This window comes from Neoroseomonas oryzicola, from assembly GCF_012163135.1.
Taxonomy (GTDB): domain Bacteria; phylum Pseudomonadota; class Alphaproteobacteria; order Acetobacterales; family Acetobacteraceae; genus Neoroseomonas; species Neoroseomonas oryzicola.
The window spans coordinates 124,168-142,728 of record NZ_JAAVUP010000008.1 but is presented as its reverse complement, the minus strand read 5'-3'; the positions used below and the strand labels follow the sequence as shown (position 1 = coordinate 142,728).

Annotated in this window: 17 protein-coding genes; 3 read left to right on the top strand and 14 right to left on the bottom strand. The window is 72.9% G+C overall.

What is annotated here, in order from left to right; all coding sequences use genetic code 11:
* Positions 1-99: 99 nt before the first annotated feature.
* The 6 genes from GWK15_RS20145 to GWK15_RS20120 all read right to left on the bottom strand — a co-directional run bounded on the left by GWK15_RS20145 (position 100) and on the right by GWK15_RS20120 (position 5,443).
* A complete protein-coding gene (locus GWK15_RS20145; protein ID WP_168043176.1) occupies positions 100-813 on the bottom strand; it encodes an ABC transporter ATP-binding protein in 714 nt (237 codons plus the stop codon).
* Positions 810-1,568: an ABC transporter ATP-binding protein gene (locus GWK15_RS20140; RefSeq protein ID WP_168043175.1), complete on the bottom strand. Its 759-nt coding sequence runs from the start codon at positions 1,566-1,568 to the stop codon at positions 810-812. The genes GWK15_RS20145 and GWK15_RS20140 overlap by 4 nt, the downstream gene beginning before the upstream one ends.
* Positions 1,565-2,440 carry a branched-chain amino acid ABC transporter permease gene (locus GWK15_RS20135; RefSeq protein ID WP_168043174.1) on the bottom strand — a complete coding sequence of 292 codons (876 nt, stop codon included), beginning with the start codon at positions 2,438-2,440 and terminating at the stop codon, positions 1,565-1,567. The genes GWK15_RS20140 and GWK15_RS20135 overlap by 4 nt, the downstream gene beginning before the upstream one ends.
* A complete protein-coding gene (locus GWK15_RS20130; protein WP_168043173.1) occupies positions 2,437-3,306 on the bottom strand; it encodes an ABC transporter permease subunit in 870 nt (289 codons plus the stop codon). Before GWK15_RS20130 ends, GWK15_RS20135 begins: the two co-directional genes overlap by 4 nt.
* Before the next feature lie 8 nt (positions 3,307-3,314).
* Entirely contained in the window at positions 3,315-4,442 is a 1,128-nt protein-coding gene (locus GWK15_RS20125) for an ABC transporter substrate-binding protein (RefSeq protein WP_245211773.1), read from the bottom strand.
* Between the two features lie 62 nt (positions 4,443-4,504).
* Entirely contained in the window at positions 4,505-5,443 is a 939-nt protein-coding gene (locus GWK15_RS20120; protein ID WP_168043172.1) for an SMP-30/gluconolactonase/LRE family protein, read from the bottom strand.
* A gap of 100 nt (positions 5,444-5,543) precedes the next feature.
* Between GWK15_RS20120 and GWK15_RS20115 the strand changes: the two genes are divergently transcribed.
* The 3 genes from GWK15_RS20115 (at position 5,544) to GWK15_RS20105 (ending at position 10,067) form a co-directional block, all read left to right on the top strand.
* A complete protein-coding gene (locus GWK15_RS20115) occupies positions 5,544-7,187 on the top strand; it encodes a hydantoinase B/oxoprolinase family protein (protein WP_168043171.1) in 1,644 nt (547 codons plus the stop codon).
* Positions 7,188-7,350: 163 nt separating this feature from the next.
* Positions 7,351-9,411 carry a hydantoinase/oxoprolinase family protein gene (locus tag GWK15_RS20110; RefSeq protein ID WP_168043170.1) on the top strand — a complete coding sequence of 687 codons (2,061 nt, stop codon included), beginning with the start codon at positions 7,351-7,353 and terminating at the stop codon, positions 9,409-9,411.
* On the top strand, positions 9,411-10,067 hold the full coding sequence (locus tag GWK15_RS20105) for a hypothetical protein (protein WP_168043169.1): 657 nt from the start codon (positions 9,411-9,413) through the stop codon (positions 10,065-10,067). Before GWK15_RS20110 ends, GWK15_RS20105 begins: the two co-directional genes overlap by 1 nt.
* On the opposite strand, the gene GWK15_RS20100 is transcribed toward GWK15_RS20105, so the two are convergent.
* The 8 genes from GWK15_RS20100 to GWK15_RS20065 all read right to left on the bottom strand — a co-directional run bounded on the left by GWK15_RS20100 (position 10,042) and on the right by GWK15_RS20065 (position 18,559).
* On the bottom strand, positions 10,042-10,695 hold the full coding sequence (locus GWK15_RS20100; RefSeq protein WP_168043168.1) for an HD domain-containing protein: 654 nt from the start codon (positions 10,693-10,695) through the stop codon (positions 10,042-10,044). The two genes, GWK15_RS20105 and GWK15_RS20100, sit on opposite strands and share 26 nt — an antisense overlap.
* Positions 10,696-10,700: 5 nt before the next feature.
* A complete protein-coding gene (locus GWK15_RS20095) occupies positions 10,701-11,090 on the bottom strand; it encodes a hypothetical protein (RefSeq protein WP_168043167.1) in 390 nt (129 codons plus the stop codon).
* 69 nt (positions 11,091-11,159) lie between these two features.
* Positions 11,160-11,882 carry an aspartate racemase/maleate isomerase family protein gene (locus GWK15_RS20090; protein ID WP_168043166.1) on the bottom strand — a complete coding sequence of 241 codons (723 nt, stop codon included), beginning with the start codon at positions 11,880-11,882 and terminating at the stop codon, positions 11,160-11,162.
* A complete protein-coding gene (locus tag GWK15_RS20085; protein ID WP_168043165.1) occupies positions 11,882-13,801 on the bottom strand; it encodes a polysaccharide biosynthesis protein in 1,920 nt (639 codons plus the stop codon). The genes GWK15_RS20090 and GWK15_RS20085 overlap by 1 nt, the downstream gene beginning before the upstream one ends.
* Before the next feature lie 7 nt (positions 13,802-13,808).
* Positions 13,809-14,870, bottom strand: coding sequence for a glycosyltransferase (locus tag GWK15_RS20080; RefSeq protein ID WP_168043164.1), 1,062 nt, complete (start codon positions 14,868-14,870; stop codon positions 13,809-13,811).
* A 169-nt stretch (positions 14,871-15,039) separates the two neighbouring features.
* Positions 15,040-16,116 carry a non-hydrolyzing UDP-N-acetylglucosamine 2-epimerase gene (gene wecB, locus GWK15_RS20075; protein ID WP_168043163.1) on the bottom strand — a complete coding sequence of 359 codons (1,077 nt, stop codon included), beginning with the start codon at positions 16,114-16,116 and terminating at the stop codon, positions 15,040-15,042.
* Entirely contained in the window at positions 16,113-17,363 is a 1,251-nt protein-coding gene (locus GWK15_RS20070; protein ID WP_168043162.1) for a glycosyltransferase family 4 protein, read from the bottom strand. Before GWK15_RS20070 ends, wecB begins: the two co-directional genes overlap by 4 nt.
* A 2-nt stretch (positions 17,364-17,365) precedes the next feature.
* Positions 17,366-18,559, bottom strand: a complete 1,194-nt coding sequence (locus tag GWK15_RS20065) for a DegT/DnrJ/EryC1/StrS family aminotransferase (protein ID WP_338147305.1) — start codon at positions 18,557-18,559, stop codon at positions 17,366-17,368.
* Positions 18,560-18,561 lie beyond the last annotated feature (2 nt).

Genomic DNA, 18,561 nt, shown 5'->3' with positions numbered 1-18,561 from the left:
GCCGGATACACACCCGCTACGACAAGCTCGCCGCCAATTTCGCCTCGGCCGTCGCCATCGCCGCCATCCTCATCGGATGGACCTGATTGAGGCTGGAGCCTAGAACAACTCCATCAGCTTCGCGTGGTCGTCGAGGTCCGCGGGCGTGCCCTCGTAGATGAAGGCGCCGGAGCGCATCACCAGCACGCGGTCCGAGACGGCGAAGGCCTCGCGCACATTCTGCTCGACCAGCAGGATCGACATGCCGCGGGTCTCGCGCAGCGCGGCGATCGGGCGGATCAGGTCCTGGAACAGCTTCGGCGCCAGGCCGATGGATGGTTCGTCCAGCAGCAGCACCTTCGGGCGCGTCAGCAGCGCGCGGCCGATCGAGACCATCTGCTGCTGCCCACCCGAGAGCGTGCCGGCGCGGCGTGTGCGGAATTCCTTGATGCGCGGCAGGACCTCGAGGACCTCCTCGATGCGCTCGCGCTGCTCGGCCTTCGCGACGCCGGCCGACCACAAGGCGAGGCCGAAGATCTCCTCCACCGTGAGGTCGGGGAAGACGCCGCGGCCTTCGGGCACCAGCGCGACGCCGATGGCGCCGAGGGCCGCGGGCGTATAGGCCCCCGGCACCTGGCCGAAGATGCGGATGCTGCCGGCAGACGGACGGTGCAGCCCGAACAGCACGCGCAGCAGCGTCGACTTGCCCGCGCCATTGTGGCCGATGAGGCAGAGGATCTCGCCGGCCTTCAGCGTCAGCGAGACATCCTGCAGCACCTCGCGCCCGCCATAGCCGGCGGCGAGGCCTTTCGCCTGGATGGCGTCCTGGCTCATGCAGCCTCCTGCGGGCGGTCGCCGAAATAGATGGCGGCGAGCGCCGGGTCGCGGAGGATGGTCTGCGGGTCGCCTTCCGCCAGCACCTTCCCCTGGTCGAGGAAGGCGATGCGGTCGGAGAGTTCCGTCACCACGTCGAGGTTGTGCTCGATCAGGCAGATCGCGACGCCGCGCGCGGTCGCGCCGCGCAGCAATTCCCCGAAGCGCAGGCGTGAGGCGAGATCGAGGCCCGAGGCGGGTTCGTCGAGCAGCCAGATATCGGCCTCGGCGGCGAGGATGCGCGCCATGGAGAGGAACTTGCGCTCCGCGTAGGCGAGGTCGACCGCGCGGGCATTGGCGAGCGCGGCGAGGCCGGTCGCCTCCAGGGCGCGCGCTGCCCGGTCCTCCCGCGCACGCCGTGCCGCGCCGCCACCGGGCTGCCAGAACCAGGAGGCCGTCTCGGTCGCCGCGAGCACGTTCTCGCGCACGGTCATATGCGTGAACAGACGCAGGTCCTGGAAGGAGCGCGCGACGCCGAGCCGCGCGACCTGCCACGGCTTCAGCCCCATGATCGGCTTGCCGCGGATCTGCGCCGCGCCGGAATCGGCGCGCAGGTTGCCGGTGATGAGGTTGAAGGTCGTCGTCTTGCCGGCGCCGTTCGGCCCAACCAGTGCCGTGACCTTTCCGGCATAGAGCGAGAGCGACACGCCGGCCACCGCCTGCAGCCCGCCGAAGGCGCGCGCCAGGTTCTCGGTGCGGAGGACCTCGTCCGTCATGCCGTGGCCCTCCCCTTCGAGAGGTCGCCGACCAGTCCGGCCGGGCGGAAGATCATCAGCAGCGTCATGGCGAGGCCGTAGATGATCTGCTGCACAGCCCCGACCTCGGTCGCCGGGATGAAGGGCACGAAGGCGAGGCCCGCCGGCAGCGAGAGCAGGATGATCGCCCCGATGATCGGCCCCCACAGCGTGCCCGTGCCGCCGATGATGACCATCGCCATCACCAGCACCGACTGGTCCATGGTGAAGGATTCGACGTTCACGAAGGACAGGTGCAGCGCGAACAGCGCGCCCGCGATGCCGGCCCCGGCGCAGGCAAACAGCATGGCGAGCGTCTTCGCCGCCGCGACGTTCTTGCCGAGTGCCTCGGCCGCGCTTTCGGCGTCGCGCAGCGCCTGCAGCGTGCGCCCGAAGGCGCCGCGCTGGAGCAGCGCGGTGGCGAACAGGATCAGCGCCAGCGCGACGAGCGCGAGCGGCAGCACGGAGACCTCCACGCCGAACAGCGTCGGGCGCGGGATGGCGACCAGCCCGCCGATGCCGCCGGTGAAGGCCTTGGCTTCGGAGAACAGCGTCGTCGCCATCATCTGCAGCCCCAGCGAGGCGGCGACGAAGTATTCCCCGCGCACCCGCAGCGCCGGCAGGGCGAGGCACAGCGACAGCCCGCCCGCCACCACCGCCGCGACGACGCAGGCGAGCAGAGCGTCGGGGACGATGTGCAGCGCCACCTGCGCCCCGGCATAGGCGCCAAGGCCGAAGAACACCGCGTGGGCGACCGAGAAGATCCCCGCGAAGCCCACCACGAAGTTCAGCGTGGCGGCGAGGATCCCGAATATCGCGACGATCGTCGCGAGGTTTGCGGCATAGGCGATCATCGCGTCTGGGCCACCCCGAAGAAGCCGCTCGGGCGGAAGATGATGAAGGCGAACAGCACGAGGAAGGACACCGCCTCGGCCCATTGCGTGTCGACGAACTGCAGGGCCACGGATTCCGCCACGCCCAGCATCAGCCCCGCAAGCGCCGCGCCGCGCAGCGACCCCACGCCGCCGACGATGGTCGCGGCCATGGAGATCAGCATGACGTGGTGCCCGATCGCCTCGTTCAACCCGGTCGTCATCGCCGTCAGGATCGCCGCCGGCGCCGCCATGGCCGAACCCACTGCGAAGGCCAGCATCGACAGCCGGTTCGAGGACAGTCCGTAGGCCCGCAGCAGATCCGGGTTCTGCGCCAGCGCCCGCAGCGCGACGCCCGCATGGGTGCGCGTGAGGAAGGCCGACAGCGCGGCGAACAGCACGACCGCCACCGCGATCGCGATCCAGAAGATCGGCGCGAGGAAGACGTCCGGCAGCACCTCGGTCGCGAGCGACAGCCGCGTATCCACCGATGCGAAGCCGCGCCCGGCCACCATGCCGACCAGGTTCTGCACCACGACGGCGACGCCGAAGGCCGCGACGAAGACCGTGAAGAAGGATCCCTCGTGCCGCTGGATCGGCCGGTAGACCAGGCGTTCCATCGCGAGGCCGAACAGCATCGCCACCGCGATCCCTGCCAGCGTGCCGAACCATCCCGGCAGCCCCCCGTTCCAGCAGAACAGGAAGACGTAGCCGGCGAGGGTGAAGGAGGTCCCGTGCGCGAAATGGAAGATGCGGGTCGCACCGAAGATCAGCGCGAAGCCCGCGGCGGTCAGCGCATACAGGGCACCCGTCTGGATGCCCTGCAGCAGGAGTTGCAGGAAGAGCACGCGGGATCTCAGGTGATCGGGACGACGCGCCCGCCGCGGATCTCGTTGACCTGGATCTCGGCCGACATGTTGCCCTGGTCGTCGAAGCGGCCCTTGCCGCCGACCAGGTCGAACTCCCGCACCCGCAGCAGCGTGGCGCGCAGGCTGTCGCCGTTCACCTCGGTGTTCTGCGCCTCGAGCTCCTTCGCCAGCAGGGCAAACAGCCGCACCGCGTTGTAGTAGTTGGCATTGTAGGCGCCGGGTTCGCTGCCGTACTTCGCCTTGAAGTCGGTGGCGAAGCGGCGGGTGATCTCGGACCCGCCGGTGTAGTCGAACTTCTGGCTGGTGAAGATCACGCCCTCGGCTTCCGGCAGGGCGGTGACGGAGGCGATGGACAGCGCCGAATAGCCGACGATCGGCTGGCGGATGCCGTTGTCGCGCAGCCCCTTGATGATCTGCGCCTGCTGCGCGCCGAAGGAGGCGACATAGACCGCATCCGCCCGCACCTGGCGCACGCGCGCCGCGACGGGGCCGAACTGCTGCGCCGTGCGCGGCACCGAGAAGGTGCCGGCCAGCTCGCCGCCGGTCTTCGGCAACTCGGTCCGCAGCAGGCCGAGGATCGCATCGCCGAGCGGGTCGTCCACGTAGACGAGAGCGATGCGCTTGAGGTTCCGCCGCATCAGGAAAGGCAGGAAGGCCTGCGTCTCGAGATGCGCGAGGGGAATGACATTCCAGAAGTACGGCGACAGGCCGGCGAGGTCGGGGCCGACCGCGCCGCCGTTGACCATGATGGTCTTCGCCCGGTCGCCGACCGGCGCCACCGCCTTGGAAACGGCCGTGAAGCCGACCAGGACGTAATGCGCCTTGTCCACGTTCACGAGCTTGGTCATGCCGATCACGCCCTGCTGCGGCAGGGCCTGGGTGTCCTCGGCCTGGATGCGCATCGGGCGGCGCAGCATGCGGTCCTGCGCGGCATGCTCGATGGCGAGCGCCGCGCCGTTGGTGAACAGCGTACCGTATTCGCCGTTCGGGCCGCTCATCGGGAACAGCGTGCCGATCACGTAGGGATCGCTGCCCTGAGCAGCGACGGGACGGATGAAAGGCGCGGCAAGCGCCGTGCCCATCAGGGCGCGGCGCGCGATCTGCGGACCGGACATGGACGATACTCCCACGGGGATTTGCTTAATTGCGCAAAGGTTCCGCCCCGCGTCGCCGCCTGTCAACCGTGCGGCAGGCGGAATCCCGGCTCGTGCCATTGCATCGCGACGAGCTTCCCGCTGGTGGAAAGGGTGATGTACGCGGTGCGCATGTCGGCGCCGCCGAAGCAGATGTTGGTCGGCATCCGCTCGGGCATCTTCACCACATGCACGATCTCGCCGGCGGGCGAGACGGTGGTGATCTCGCCGCTCACCAGCGTCGCGACGACGATGTTGCCCGAGGCCGCGATGGCCAGGCTGTCGAGCCGCCGGTAGCCCGGGAACTGGCACAGCACCCGCCCGCCATTCGACGACGGCCAGGGTTCCTTCTTCACCTTGCCCGGTCCCTCGATGTCCCAGGCCCAGAGCCGCCCGGTCTCGGTCTCCGCGACGTAGAGCGTCTTGCCATCCGGGCTGATGCCGATGCCGTTGGCGCCGCCGAAGACGGGGAAGGCGGCCTCCACCACGCGGGATCCGTCCGCTGCGCCCCAATAGGCGCCGCCATGGTCGCGGTCCCGCGCGCGCACCTTGCCGAGGTCGCTGAACCAGAAGCCGCCCTGGCCGTCGAACATCAGGTCGTTCGGCCCGCGCAGCGGCCGGCCGTCGACCGCGCGATACAGCGTCTCGACCTTGCCGGTGGCGGGGTCCACCGTTTCGATGCGGCCGCCGGAATAATCCGGGGACTGGCCGGTGGGACGCAGCATTCCGGGCTCGTCATGCCAGGAGAAGCCGCCATTGTTGCAGACATAGAGCAGCCCCTTCGGCCCCAGCGCCAGGCCGTTCGGCGCGCCGGTCACGGTCGCGACGGTGGACTTCGTGCCGTTCGCCGCGACGCGCGTGATCCGCCGCGCCTCGATCTCCACCAGAGCCACGGAACCGTCCGGCATGCAGACCGGGCCTTCGGGGAAGCGCAGCCCTTCCGTGACGATGCGCAGGTCCGGGTTCTCGACGGTGACGGTCATGGCGCTTCCTTCCCCTTGGGTCTTGCGCCGGATCATGGCCCGGCATCGTGCCGCTGCGAAGCCTTGACGCCGCGCGCGCCGCGCCGGAGCGTGCCGCCCCATGACGACGCCCGATCCCGTGACGCTCTCGGTCCTCGACAATCGCTTCCGCGCCATTGTCGAGGAGATGGGGGAGGCGATGCTGCGCACCGCCTATTCCCAGATCCTGAACTCCTCGCGCGACTTCTCGATTGCGCTGTGCGACGCGGGCGCGCGGCTGCTCGCCCAGGCGGACCACATCCCGGTCCATGTCGGCGCCATGCCCTTCGCCGTGCAGGCGGTGGCCGAAGCCTTCGGCGCCGGGATCGCCGAGGGCGACATCTACCTGCTGAACGATCCCTACCATGGCGGATCGCATCTGCCGGACCTGACCATCGTGGTGCCGGTCTTCGCCGATGGGCGGCTGATGTTCTTCTCGGTGGTGCGCGCGCACCACACCGACATCGGCGGCGGCACCCACGGCGCCTACAACCCCGCGGCGACCGAGATCTTCCAGGAAGGCCTGCGCCTGCCGCCAATCCTGCTCGGCCAGGGGCGGATGGCGCGGCCGGACCTGGTGCGCATGATCGTCACCAACACCCGCCTCCCGCGCGAGGTGCGCGGCGACCTGATGGCGATGATCGGCGCGGCGCATCTGGGCGAGAAGCGGCTGCTCGCCGTGCTCGACAAGCATGGCGCGGCGGAGACCGAGGCCGCGGTTGCCGCCATCCTCGCGCTGTCCGAGGCGCATGCCCGGCGCATCATCGCATCGTGGAAGGATGGCGAATGGAAGGGCGAGGCCTTCCTCGACGACGACGGCTTCGGGCACGAGGATATCGCGATCCGCGCGACCGTCACGAAGACGGGCGATTCCATCACGGTGGACCTGTCGGATTCCGCGCCGCAGGTACCCTCCTTCCTCAATTCCTCCTGGCCCAACACCGCGAGCGCGGTGCGCATGGCGATCGCCTTCCTCCTCGACCCCGAGGTCGCGAAGAACGACGGCTGCTTCCGCCCGATCGAGATCATCGCCAAGGAAGGCACCATCGTCCTGCCGCGCGAGGGCGCGCCGGTGACGATGTGCACCTCCCACTGCTCGAACGAGATCGTCGAGGCGGTGGTCAAGGCGCTGGCCAATGCCTGTCCCGAGCGCGCCATGGGCGGCTGGGGGCGGCGCTTCCGCGTCGCGATCAAGGGCAGCGACGCGCGTCGGCCGGGCCGGTCCTTCGTCTGGCACCTGTTCCATGCGCGGCCTGGCGGCGGTGGATCCTCCCGCGGTGACGGCTGGTCCACCGCGGGCGAATGGCATTCCGCTGGCGGCCTGAAGTTCGGCAGCGTGGAGATGGCCGAGGCGCGCTTCCCGCTGTTCTTCGCCAAGCACGAATTCCGTCCCGGTAGCGCCGGCGACGGCACCTATCGCGGCGGCCTCGGCGGCGAGCTCGTCATGCGGCTCGAGACCGATGGTCCTTCCGTGGCGAACACCGCGGGCGACGGCGTGCGGTATGGCGCGGCGGGGATGCTCGGCGGCCAGGACGCGGCGCCGCACCACTACACGCTGAACCGCGCGGACGGGACGTCGCGCGACCTCAGGACGAAGGAAGTCGGCATTCCGCTCGCACCGGGCGACACGCTGCATGTGCGCGCGGGAGGCGGTGGCGGATGGGGGCCGCCGGAGAAGCGCGATCCGGCGGCGCGCGCCCGCGATGCCGAGGAAGGGCTGCTGTGATGCGGGCGATGAAGGTCGGGGGGAGTGAACTCCCCCCGAGCCCCCCTCCTTCTTTTGTCGTCTCGGCGCTGGCCGCGGCAGTCAGTTCCCCAGTTTCCAAAGAAGGGAGGGGGATCGGGGGAGGTTCCCCTCCCCCGACCGTCCTTTTCTCCGGAGCGCAGCCATGAGCGCCACCTATCGCATCGGCGTCGACGTCGGCGGCACCTTCACCGACGTGGTCTGCGTCGCTTCGGATGGCGTGACGACCCTCGCCAAGGCATCGAGCACGCCGGCGGACCAGAGCGAGGGCGTCGTGAACGGCCTTGGCGTTCTGGCGGATCGCCTCGGCCTGTCCTTGAAGGACCTGCTCGCACGCACCGAGCGCATCGTCCACGGCACCACCGTCGCGACGAACGCGCTGCTGGAACGCAAGGGCGCCAAGGTCGCGATGCTCACCACGGAGGGCCACCGCGACGTCATCGAGATGCGCGAGGGCCTCAAGCCCGACCGCTATGACCTCCGCCTGCCGGCCGCGCCCGCGCTGGTGCCGCGCAGCCTGCGCCTGCCGGTGCGTGAGCGCATTCGCCCCGAAGGCCGCGTTGAAATCGCGCTGGACAAGGCCTCGCTCGACGCCGCCATCGCGACGCTGAAGGCCGAGAAGGTCGAGGCGGTCGCGGTCTGCTTCCTGCATTCCTGGCGGGACGACGCGCATGAACGCGCGGCCGCCGAGGCGGTGCGCGCCGCGATGCCGGGCATCTTCGTCACGACTTCGGCCGAGGTCCTGCCGCAGATCAAGGAGTTCGAGCGTTTCTCGACCGCCTGCGTGAACGCCTATGTCGGTCCGATCGTCTCGCGCTACCTGGCGCGGCTGCGCGGGCGGCTGTCGGATGCCGGCTATGACGGGAATGTCTTCGTCATTCTCTCTCATGGCGGCGTCGCGCCGGTCGAGGAAGCGGCGCGGCTCGCCGCCGGCACGGCGCTGTCCGGCCCGGCGGGCGGCGTCGCGGCGGGCGTGGCGCTGGCTGAACGTGGGCTCGGGCAGGATCTCATCACCTTCGATGTCGGCGGCACCTCCACCGACATCGCACTGGTCCAGGACGGGGAGGCAGCGCTGGGCCGCGGTCGCACCGTGGCCGGTGAGCGCATCGCGCTCGAGAGCCTCGACATCGTGACGCTCGGCGCCGGCGGCGGGTCGATCGGCCATGTCGGCGCCGGCGGCACGCTGCAGGTCGGCCCGCGCAGCGCCGGCGCGGTGCCGGGCCCGGTCGCCTATGGCCAGGGCGGGACGGAACCGGCGGTGACCGACGCCAACCTGGTGCTCGGCTACCTCGACCCCGGCAACTTCCTCGGCGGGGCGCGGAAGCTCGACCGCGATGGCGCGCTGCGCGCCTTCGAACGGCTGGGCGCCACGCTCGGCATCGATGCGCTGGCGACGGCCGAGGGCGTGCATCGCCTGGCGAATGTCCGCATGGCGGATGGCATCCGCGTCGCGACGGTGCGCCGCGGCGTCGATCCGCGCGACTTCACCCTGCTCGCTTTCGGCGGCGCGGCGGGGCTGCATGCCTCCGCCGTGGCGCGCGAGCTCGGCATGCGCAAGGTCGCGGTGCCGGTCTTCGCGGCCGGGCTGTCGGCCTGGGGCATGCTGCACACCGACCTGCGCTACGAGATGGCGCGGAGCGAGCTCGGCACCGGCGGCGTGCCGGACGATGCGGCGCTGCGCACCATCTGGGCGGGCCTGGAGCAGGAAGGCCGCGCCCGCGTCGCCACCTGGTTCGGCGGCGAGGTGGAGACGAAGCGCGCCGCGGACATGCGTTACGGCGAACAGGTCTTCGAGATCGCCGTGCCGCTCGAGCACCTGGCCTGGGACGCACCCGGCCTCGCCGGCCGCGTCGCCGAGGCCTTCCACGAGCGCCACGAATCCCTCTTCACCTACGCGCTGCGCGGGGAGGAGGTGGTGCTGGTCAATGCCCGCCTCGCGGTGATCGGCCGGCTTCCACCCATGCCCGTGCCCGAGGGCGCGGGTCGCACCGAGCCCTCCGCACCCTTCGCCCGGCGCCGCGCGCGCCTGGGCGGTGCCGAAGCCGACCTGCCCGTCTTCGACTTCGCCGCGCTTGCCGCGGGGCAGGAGGTCGCGGGCCCGGCGATTGTCGAGAGCGACACGACGACCGTGCTGCTGCTGAAGGGCGATGTCGCGCGCATGGACGGGCGCGGCTGGCTCTCGGTGACGCTGCCCGAGGAGGGGTGATGGACTCCTGGGCGCCGCCCAAGGGCTTCGCCGGCCGCTGGGTCCTCTCCTGCATGGCGGGGCTCGCGATCGGCGCGCCGCTGGCGACGCTGTGGGGGCTGTCGATGCGGCCCTCGGTCCTGGCGATGGAAGCCGGGCGCTTCGGGGCCTTGCTCGTGGTGGTGCGGGCCGTGGGCGGGGCCATCGCGGGCGCGGCGCTCGGCGCGGCGCAGGCCTGGGCGCTGCGGCGGGCCTATCCGGACCTGCCCGCGGCGGCCTGGATCGGCGTTTCGGCAGCGGCGGGTTTTGCGGTGGCGGTGTCCTCCGGCCTCGTCATCGGGGCCTTGGCGCGTCATGGCGGCGCGATGTCGATCGCCGGCTATGTCGTAGTGGGTGCGGTGTTGCACGGCGTCCTGGGCGGCGTGCTGTTCGGCATCGGGCAGGCGCGGGTGCTGCGCGCGGTGACCGACCGGCGCGGCAGCTGGCCGCTGGTCGTCACGCTCGGCATCATGCTCGGCACGCTGGTCGCGAGCCTGCGCTGGATCTTCGGCCTCGGCGCGATGGGGCCGGTGTCGCTGGTGGCCGGCGCGGCCTTCGGCGGCGCGGTGGAAGGGCTGGCGCTCGGCCTGGTGACCGGCGGCGCCTTTCGCGTCATGCCGCCACGGCGAGCGAATTGATCTCCGCGGCGAGGTTCTCCCGCGCCGGCACCTCGTAGGCGGCGCCGAGGCGCGTGCGGAAGATTGTCGGCGCGGCCGCGAAGCGTTCCAGCACGCGGCGGCGCCCGGCACGCCAGTCTGCCTCGGGCACCGCGGCGTATTCGCGGCGCAGGAAGGCGGTGTTGCGCGCGAAGGCCGCGGGACGTTCGGCCAGCGGACTCAGATCGAGGTCGAGCAGCCGCAGGACCCGGCAATCGGCCCCCGCATAGGCCATGTGGTCGGCGGTCGCGAGGATCGCCTGCTGCGCCCAGCCCGTGTCGCCCGACACCAGCGTGGCGAGCAGCGCGGCCGAGCGCGCCTCGTTGTCCTTCGCCATCGGATCATAGACCGCATCGTGGAACAGGATCGCGAGGGCGAGGTCGCGGTCGCCCGGATCGCCGCCATGCAGCAGGTGGCGCAGCCACAGAAGGCCGACATGCGCGGCGTCGTGATAGGCGCGGTGCGGCTCGGCATGGCGGCGGCGGATCTCGGTCGCCGCGGCCGCCGGCAGGTCCGCGCGCGCGAGCAGCGCGCCAAAGCCCGCGCGGCATTGGTCGAGATCGGCGGCGAGCGCGAGGGAGGCCTCGATCTGGGAGATGGTCATGCCCATGGCCGCTATCCCGCACGCCGGAGGGCGAGCCGCCCCCCGGTGTCCTCGAGCACGAGGGTGTCGCGGCCCTGCAGCGCGTAACGATAGGTCTCGCCGGGCAGCATGCGGATCTCGGCGCAGCCGGTCAGGCCGCAGGCGCGACGCGGCGCCCAGTCCTCGATGACCAGGCGCAGCCAGGGGGCCTGGCCTGCGAGGCTCCAATGCCCGGTCACGGTCATGGCGCGCCCGTCGGGGCCGATGTCGCGGCGGGCGAAGCGGCCATCGGGCGTCAGCTCGATCTCGACCGTCTGGCCGTCCGCCGCCATGCGCCAGGTGCCGGCGAGCGGGTTCGCCACCGCCGCGACGGGCGCGGCGAGCAGCAGGAGGACGAGAACGGCGACGCAACGACGGGTCATGGCCTGCCCCGGTTTTCGGAAGCGATGGGGGAGACTGCCCCCGCCCGGCGGGCCGGGCGCTGAAGCGTTTCAGGGGGTGACGAAGACCCGGCCGAGCGGCGCGAGGGGCGCCGTCGCGATGCCCGCCGCGGCGAGCAGCCCGGCGAGCCCGGTCGCCGCGCTGTCCAGCACGGGGATGCCGAGTTCGGCCTCGAGCGGGGCCATGGCGTCGAGGCCGGGCAGGTTGGTGCTCCAGACCAGGATGGCGTCGGGGGCGGCCTCGATGGCCAGGGCGCGGACCGCCGCGGCGATGGCCGAAGGCGCGACCGCCGCAGCGGCGAGGTTGTCGGGGCAGCCGAGCCCGCGCGTCGCGACCGTGGCGAAGCCCGCCGCCGCGAAGCCGGCGGCATGGGCATCGGCCTCCGTCGCCGCGCCTGGGGCCAGGATCGCGATGCGCCGCGCCCAGAGCCGACCCAGCATGTGGACCGCGTGCAGCGCCGTGGTGGTCGCCGGGCAGCCTGCCGCCTCTGCCATCAGCGCCACCAGGGCGCGGTCCTGCGCCAGGCCCAGCGCCGCCCCGCGCGTGCCGTTCCACGCCACCGCGGCGACGCCGGCATGGCCGAGCAGCCGCGCCGCCTCGGCGTAGGAAGTCGCGTCATAGGTTCCCGCCGGCTGGCCGCTGCCGTCCGGCGCGTAGGGGATGCGCGCGATGCAGGAATCGACCCCGGGCAGGTGGCGCAGGATCGCCGCGATCGTCCGCTCCACCACGCGGTTGGAGGAGGGGACGATGCTGCCGATCGCGATGCGCGCCACTACCGGCTCGCCACCGTGCCTTCGGGCGCGTGGTCGAATTCGGGCACCAGCCGGCCGAGCTGCTGCAACGCCGCGCGCGGATTGCCGCTGCGCGCCGCGCCGGCGATCTCGTCGATGGCGCGACCGACCAGGGCGGCATCGGCGGTGCGCGGCGTTGCCACCAGCAGGCCCGGATACTCGGTCGGGCGCGGCGCTTCCTTGCCGTGGAAGAGTTCCTCGAACAGCTTCTCGCCGGGGCGCAGGCCGGTGAATCGGATCTCGACATCCTCCTCCGGCCGCAGGCCCGCGAGGCGGATCATGCGGCGCGCGAGGTCGACGATCTTCACCGGCTCGCCCATGTCGAGGACGAAGATGCCGCCATCGGCGAGTTCGGGCGGCATGTTCTCGGGGTCCGTGGTGCCGACCACGGAGGCCTGCAGCACCAGCCCCACCGCCTCGCGCACCGTCATGAAGTAGCGGCGCATGTCAGGGTGCGTGACGGTCAGCGGCCCGCCGCGTTCCAGCTGCCGGCGGAACAGCGGCACCACCGAGCCGGTCGAGCCCAGCACATTGCCGAAGCGCACGGTGATGCAGCGCATCGTGCCCTGCCCATGCCGCGCCTCGCGGTCGAAGGCCTGGCAGTACATCTCGGCCAGGCGCTTCGACGCGCCCATCACCGAGGTCGGGTTCACCGCCTTGTCGGTCGAGATGAACACCATCGCCGTGGTGCCGACCGCGCGTGCCGCATCGGCGACGATGCGCGTGCCGAGCGCGTTGGTCAGCAGCCCCTCGAGCGGATCGTTCTCGACCATCGGGACATGCTTCAGCGCGGCGGCGTGGAAGACCAGCTCGGGCCGGATCTCCTCGAACAGGCGGCGGATGCGCGCCTCGTCGCGCACATCGGCCAGCACCGCGCGGCGGGCGACCTCGGGGTGCTTCTCCCGCAGCTCGAGGTCGATCTCGTAGAGCACGTATTCGCCATGATCGAGCAGCGTCAGGGATGCCGGGCCAAGGGCCGCGACCTGCCGCGCCAGTTCGCCACCGATCGTCCCGCCCGCGCCGGTAACGAGCACGCGCCGACCCTGGACCAGCCGGGCCATGCCTTCCCGGTCGAGCGGCACCTGCGGGCGGTCGAGCAGGTCCTCGATGGAGACGGGGCGCAGTTCCACGCGGCGCGCCTCCTCACCCCCCGCGGGGTCGAGGCGCGTCGGCGCCGGGGCGCGGCGCACCGGCACGCCCTGGCGGTCCGCGGCGTCCAGCACGCTTTCGAGCGCCGGGCCGGACAAGCCGGAAGCGAGCACGATGACCGAGGGCAGCCGCCGCTCGGCGCGCATGGTGTCGAGCACGGCCTCGATGTCCTCGACGGTGCCGAGGATGGGCGTGCCCTGCATCCGCCGCCCGGCCTGCCGCGCGCGCAGGGACAGGATGCCCATGACGCGGTAGGGCGCCCGGCGGTCATGCGCGAGGGCGCGGAGGAACAGGTCGGTGCCTTCCGCCGCGCCGACCAGCAGCACGTTCTGCGCGTCGGGCGCGGCATCCCGCGCGTGGCGGGCGGCCTGGAGCAGGCTTGCGACCCGCCCGCCGACCAGCAGCGCGGCGAGCGTCGCGGCATGGATCACGGGGAAGGCCGGGTTGGACGGCTGCCAGGCCCCGGCGACCCACAGCCCCGCAGCGAACAGCGCTGCCGCCCCGACGGCAGCGCCAGCGACCGCAAGCAGGTCCTGCAGCCCGGCGAAGCGCCAGTATTGCAGCGGCAGGCGCAACGGCGCCCCGGCCGCGGCCAGCGCCAACACCGCTCCGGGCAGCGCCCCCGTCCACCAGGCGCCGGGCGGCCAGGCGCCGGGCGCGGCGAGCCAGACCGCCGCCGGCAGGGCCGCGCAGGCAAGCAGGCTGTCGAGCGCCAGGTTCAGCAGGATTCGGTGCGAGGGGCCTCGGGCCATGCCCGCGCTATAGGCCCACGGCGCCGCCGGGGCCAGCGCCGAGGTCGCGGTAGAGGGCCACCAGCCGCTCCGCCTCGCCCTCCCAGGCATAGGGGCCGCGGGCGGCGCGCCAGCCTGCCTCGCCCAGGGCGGCGCGGCGGATCGGGTCGGCCAGCGCCGCGACGGCGCCGGCGATGGCGGCGGGGTCGCCGGTGTCCACCAGCATCCCGCAGCCGGCGGCGCGCAGGATGGCGGCGACCTCCTCGGCGAAGTCCGGGGCGATCACCGGCAGGCCGGCGGCCATGGCATCGAAGAGCTTGTGCGGCAGTGCTAGGCGGTGGTTCTCCTCCCCGCGCTGGAACAGCACCAGGGCGACGTCGCAGGCGCGCAGGCGGTCGATGGCCTGGTCCTGGGGCAGCCAGCCCGTCACCTCGACGCGCCCGGACAGGCCAAGCGCGGCGGCGCGGTCGTGGAACTCCCGCTCGGTCCCGTCGGTGAAGCGGCCCACCAGCAGCAGGCGGGTCGTGGGCGGGCAGCGCGCCAGGGCGTGGAGCATCTGCGGCCAGCCGCGCGACCGCCCGATGGCGCCGAGATGGCCCAGCACCAGCGGCACATTGGTGTGCGTCCGCGGCGGCCTCGCCGGGGCGGGGGCGTAGTTCCGCACGCTGACGATGCGCGCACCATCGAAAGCGTCGTCGAGCCCGTCCTTCGCGACGACCACGGCATCCGCCGCGCGGCCCATCAACCGGCAGGCGAGGGCGATCGCCGCGCGCGCAACAGGCCGCAGCGGCGCCGGCAGGCGGGCGTCGAGCCGCGAAGGGTAGTGTTCATGCACGTCGAGCACGACCCGCGCCCCGCAGCACCGCGCCGCGATCAGCGCGGCCAGCCAGGCATCGGGCTCGGAGGCATGGATCAAGGCCGGACGCAGCGCGGCCGCATCGCGCGCGAGGCCGAGCAGCCCACGGATGCGGCGGTGGCGGTGGGTGTGGATGGCGACGCCGTCGATGTGGTCCGGCGCATCGCCACCGGGGCAGAGATGGATGACGCGATGACCGGCGGCGGCCAGCGCCGCGCCTTCCTTGCGGACCACGCGGGTGTCTGCGGGGGGGTGGGCGGCGGACAGCAGAAGGACGGGGGGAGTGAACTCCCCACGAATCCCCCCTCCTTCCTTGGATACCTGGGTGCTGGCCGCCGTGGCAGGCGCCTGAGGATCCAAAGAAGGGAGGGGGAGCGGGGGAGGTTCTCCTCCCCCGCCCTTCTCAACGACCTGCATCCGCGAAGACCTCCGCGAGATGCGCCCGCATCCTCGCCCCGGCCTTGCCATCCCAAAGAGGGATCGGCGCCGAGCGCCGCGGCGGATCGGCCACCGCCCCCGGGAGTTGCGCCGCGGTGACCAGGCGGTTGCCGCCCGCCTCGATCGTCACCGGCCGTTCCGTGCTGTCGCGCAGCGTCAGGCAGGGCACGCCGGCGGCCGCCGCTTCCTCCTGCACGCCGCCGCTGTCGGTCGCGACCAGCCGCGCGCGGGAGAGCAGGGCGAGGAAGTCGAGGTAGCGCAGCGGCGGCAGCATGGTGACGCCGGGCGGCGGCGCGAGGCCGAAGGCCTCCATCCGCTGCCGTGTGCGCGGATGCAGCGGCCAGGCGATCGGCAGGCGCCGCGCGGCCGCTTCCAGCGCGGCGAGCAGCGCGGCGAGCGCGGCCGGGTCATCCACATTGGCGGGTCTGTGCAGCGTGACGATGCCGTAGTTGCCTGGCGCCAGGCCCTTCGGCAGCGCGCGCTGCATCGCCGCCGGCAGGTGGCGCAGCAGACTGTCCACCATGGCGTTGCCGACGGCGCGCACGCGGGCGTGGCCCTCGCGGCGCAGCCGCGCGGCGGAGGCCTCGTCCGGCGCCCAGTGGATGTCGCTGATGGCGTCGAGCGCGCGGCGGTTGATCTCCTCCGGCATGTCGGCATCGCCGGAGCGCAGTCCGGCTTCGAGATGCGCAACGGGGATGCGCATCTTCCGCGCCGCGAGGCCAGCCGCGAGCGCCCCGTCCACATCCCCAGCGACGACGACGAGATCGGGGCTCACCTGCCGCCAGGCGGCCTCGCAGGCCATCATGGTGTGCCCGGTCAGCTCGGCATGGCTGCCGCCGCTGACGCCGAGCGCGATGGCCGGCGCGGGGAGCCCGAGATCCTGGAGCAGGTCGCCGAACATCGCCGCGTCGTGGTGCTGGCCGGTGTGGAGAAGGACCGGCGCGCAGACCGGCGGCGCCTCGGCGAGCGCGTGCCAGAGCGCGGCGATCTTGGGCAGGTTCGGCCGCGCGGCGACGACCAGGTGGACGATCGGCAGGCTCATGGCTGGCCCGCCGCGGGGATCAGCCCGCGCGGCGCGGCGACGGCGCCCTCGAGGATCGAGACGAAGCGCGTGGCGAGCAGCCGCCGGTCCCAGCGCTGCACCGCCTGGCGGCGACCCGCGGCCCCGCGCCGCGCGCGCAGCGAGTGATCTTGCGCGAGCCGCACCAGCGCGGCGGCGAGCGCGCCCGGATCGTCCGGCGGCACGGCGATGCCGGACGGCCCGTCCTGGACGATGCGGGCCGCGCGGCCAGGCTGGTTCGTCACCACCGGCAGGCCGGCAGCGAGCCCGTCCATGATCTTGTTGGGCGCGGTCCATTCCGCGAAGGCCGGCACGCCGGCCAGCAGGTGCAGCGCGACCTGGCAGCCCGCGTGCAGCGCCCCGAGTGCTGCGCGCGGCATCGGATCGAGGAAGGTGACGTTGGTCAGGCCGAGCGCGACGGCGCGCGCGATCAGAGCGGGCTTCTCGGAACCCTCGCCGACCAGGAGGATGCGGATGTTGCGCTCCCCGCGCGCCTGCAGCATCGCCGCGGCGTCGAGCAGCACGCCAAGCCCGTTCGCCCGCCCATGCGCGCCGGCATAGAGTGCGAGGCATTCCCAGGGTGCGGCCTCGGCCGGGCGCCAGGGCGCGACATGCGGCCCGAACAGCGCGAGGTCGCAGCCATTCGGCACGACATGCACGCGGGCGGGATCGGCGCCGCGCGCGATCGCCGTCTCCGCCATGCCGTCGGACAGCGCGACGACGGCCGCGGCGCGGCGGCAGGCGGTGGTGGCGAGGCGGTCCATGCCCCACAGCAACGGCGCCGGCACGCCGCCCATGGCGCGCGGCAGTTCGGGCCAGGGGTCGCGGATCTCGAAGACGAAGGGCGTGCCGCGCAGCGCCCGCGCGGCCAGCGCCGGCAGCGCGACGGTGAGCGGCGTGGAGGAGGCGAAGACGAGATCGGTCCCGCGCGCGGCAGCGAGCGGCGCGGCGGCCGCGGCGAAGCGCAGGAAGGCCGCGCTGCGCGCCGCGAGGCCCATTGCATTGCCGCAGGGGATGTCGAGTTCCACGACGTGGTGGCGGCCGACGCGGCCCTCGCGCCGCCCGCGCCGGAAGGGGCCGTCGAGGCCGGTCGCCGCACCCGCGTAGCGGCCGCAGGCGATGGTGACGTCGTGGCCCGCGGCGGCCAGCGCCTCGGCGAAGGCGTGGCTGCGCGTCGCCGTGCTGCCGCCGGGTCCGGAGTGATGCTGGTGCAGGTAGAGGATGCGCATGCTCAGCCGCGGCAGGCGCCCCGGATGGCGGCGATGACGCGGTCCTGCTCGGCGGCGGTCATGCCAGTGCCGGAGGGCAGGCAGAGGCCCTCGTCGAATAGCGTGCGCGCGACGGCGCCGCCGGCCGATGGCGCGTCGCGGAAGACCGGCTGGTCGGGCAGCGGCTTCCACACCGGGCGGCTCTCGGCGCCGATCGCCTCCAGCGCGAGACGCACCGCTTCCCGGTCCGCGCCGAAGCGCGTGGGATCGATGCGGATGGCGCTGAGCCAGCGCGTCGCGCGGCCCCAGTCCGCCTCGGGCATGAAGCCGATGCCCGGGAGGTCGGCGAGGCCCGCGACATAGCGCGCGAAGACCGCCCGCCGCGCGGCGACGCGATCGGCGAGCACCGCGACCTGCGCCAGCCCCACCGCGGCGAGGATCGAGGACATGCCGTAGGCGTGCCCGGTGGTGGAATGCTGGTAGTGCGGCGCGTGGTCCTTGGCCTGGCTCGCCAGGTGCCGCGCGCGCGCGACCAGCACCGGATCGTCCGAGGCGAGCGCCCCGCCGCCGCCCGCGGTGACGATCTTGTTGCCGTTGAAGGAATAGGTCGCGATGCGTGCGCCGCGCCCCGCCGGACGGCCGCGCAGCGTCGCGCCGAGGCCTTCCGCGCTGTCGCTGACCACCGGCACGCCCCAGCGGTCGCAGGCCGCGACGATGGCATCGAGGTCCGCCGCCTGGCCGTAGATGTCCACCGCCACCACCGCGCGCGGCAGCCGCCCGCGCCGCGCCGCCGCGCGCAATTCCCGCCGCAGCAGGTCGGGGTCGAGCGTCCAGGACCCCGGATCGACGTCGAGGAAGCGCGGCACCGCGCCCATCTGCACCGCGGGAGCGATGGTCGCGACGAAGGTGAAGCCCGGCGCCCAGACCTCGTCGCCCGGCGCGATGTCGAGCACGCGATAGGCAAGGTGCAGCGCCGCGGTGCCCGAGGCGGTGGCGAGGACATGCGGGAAGCCGGTCGCCCCGCCGACCGCGGCCTCGAAGTCCTGGATGGCCGGGCCGGCCGGGGCGACCCAGCCGCTGTCGAGCACCGCCGCGAGGAAGGTCAGTTCCCGCCCCGTCAGATGCGGCGGGGAGAGGGGGATGCGCCGGCTGGCCCAGCCCTCCGCGGTCGCGTCGGGCAGGGTGAGTCCATGTCGGGGAGGCAGCAGGACCGTCACAC

Bases quoted from the DNA above. Each gene is read 5' to 3' on its own strand.
- GWK15_RS20145 (WP_168043176.1), bottom strand. From the start codon at position 813: ATGAGCCAGGACGCCATCCAGGCGAAAGGCCTCGCCGCCGGCTATGGC.
- GWK15_RS20110 (WP_168043170.1), top strand. From the start codon at position 7,351: ATGAGCGCCACCTATCGCATCGGCGTCGACGTCGGCGGCACCTTCACC.
- GWK15_RS20100 (WP_168043168.1), bottom strand. From the start codon at position 10,695: ATGGGCATGACCATCTCCCAGATCGAGGCCTCCCTCGCGCTCGCCGCC.
- GWK15_RS20085 (WP_168043165.1), bottom strand. From the start codon at position 13,801: ATGGCCCGAGGCCCCTCGCACCGAATCCTGCTGAACCTGGCGCTCGAC.
- GWK15_RS20120 (WP_168043172.1), bottom strand. From the start codon at position 5,443: ATGACCGTCACCGTCGAGAACCCGGACCTGCGCATCGTCACGGAAGGG.
- GWK15_RS20115 (WP_168043171.1), top strand. From the start codon at position 5,544: ATGACGACGCCCGATCCCGTGACGCTCTCGGTCCTCGACAATCGCTTC.
- wecB (WP_168043163.1), bottom strand. From the start codon at position 16,116: ATGAGCCTGCCGATCGTCCACCTGGTCGTCGCCGCGCGGCCGAACCTG.
- GWK15_RS20125 (WP_245211773.1), bottom strand. From the start codon at position 4,442: ATGTCCGGTCCGCAGATCGCGCGCCGCGCCCTGATGGGCACGGCGCTT.
- GWK15_RS20105 (WP_168043169.1), top strand. From the start codon at position 9,411: ATGGACTCCTGGGCGCCGCCCAAGGGCTTCGCCGGCCGCTGGGTCCTC.
- GWK15_RS20095 (WP_168043167.1), bottom strand. From the start codon at position 11,090: ATGACCCGTCGTTGCGTCGCCGTTCTCGTCCTCCTGCTGCTCGCCGCG.
- GWK15_RS20135 (WP_168043174.1), bottom strand. From the start codon at position 2,440: ATGATCGCCTATGCCGCAAACCTCGCGACGATCGTCGCGATATTCGGG.
- GWK15_RS20140 (WP_168043175.1), bottom strand. From the start codon at position 1,568: ATGACGGACGAGGTCCTCCGCACCGAGAACCTGGCGCGCGCCTTCGGC.
- GWK15_RS20070 (WP_168043162.1), bottom strand. From the start codon at position 17,363: ATGCGCATCCTCTACCTGCACCAGCATCACTCCGGACCCGGCGGCAGC.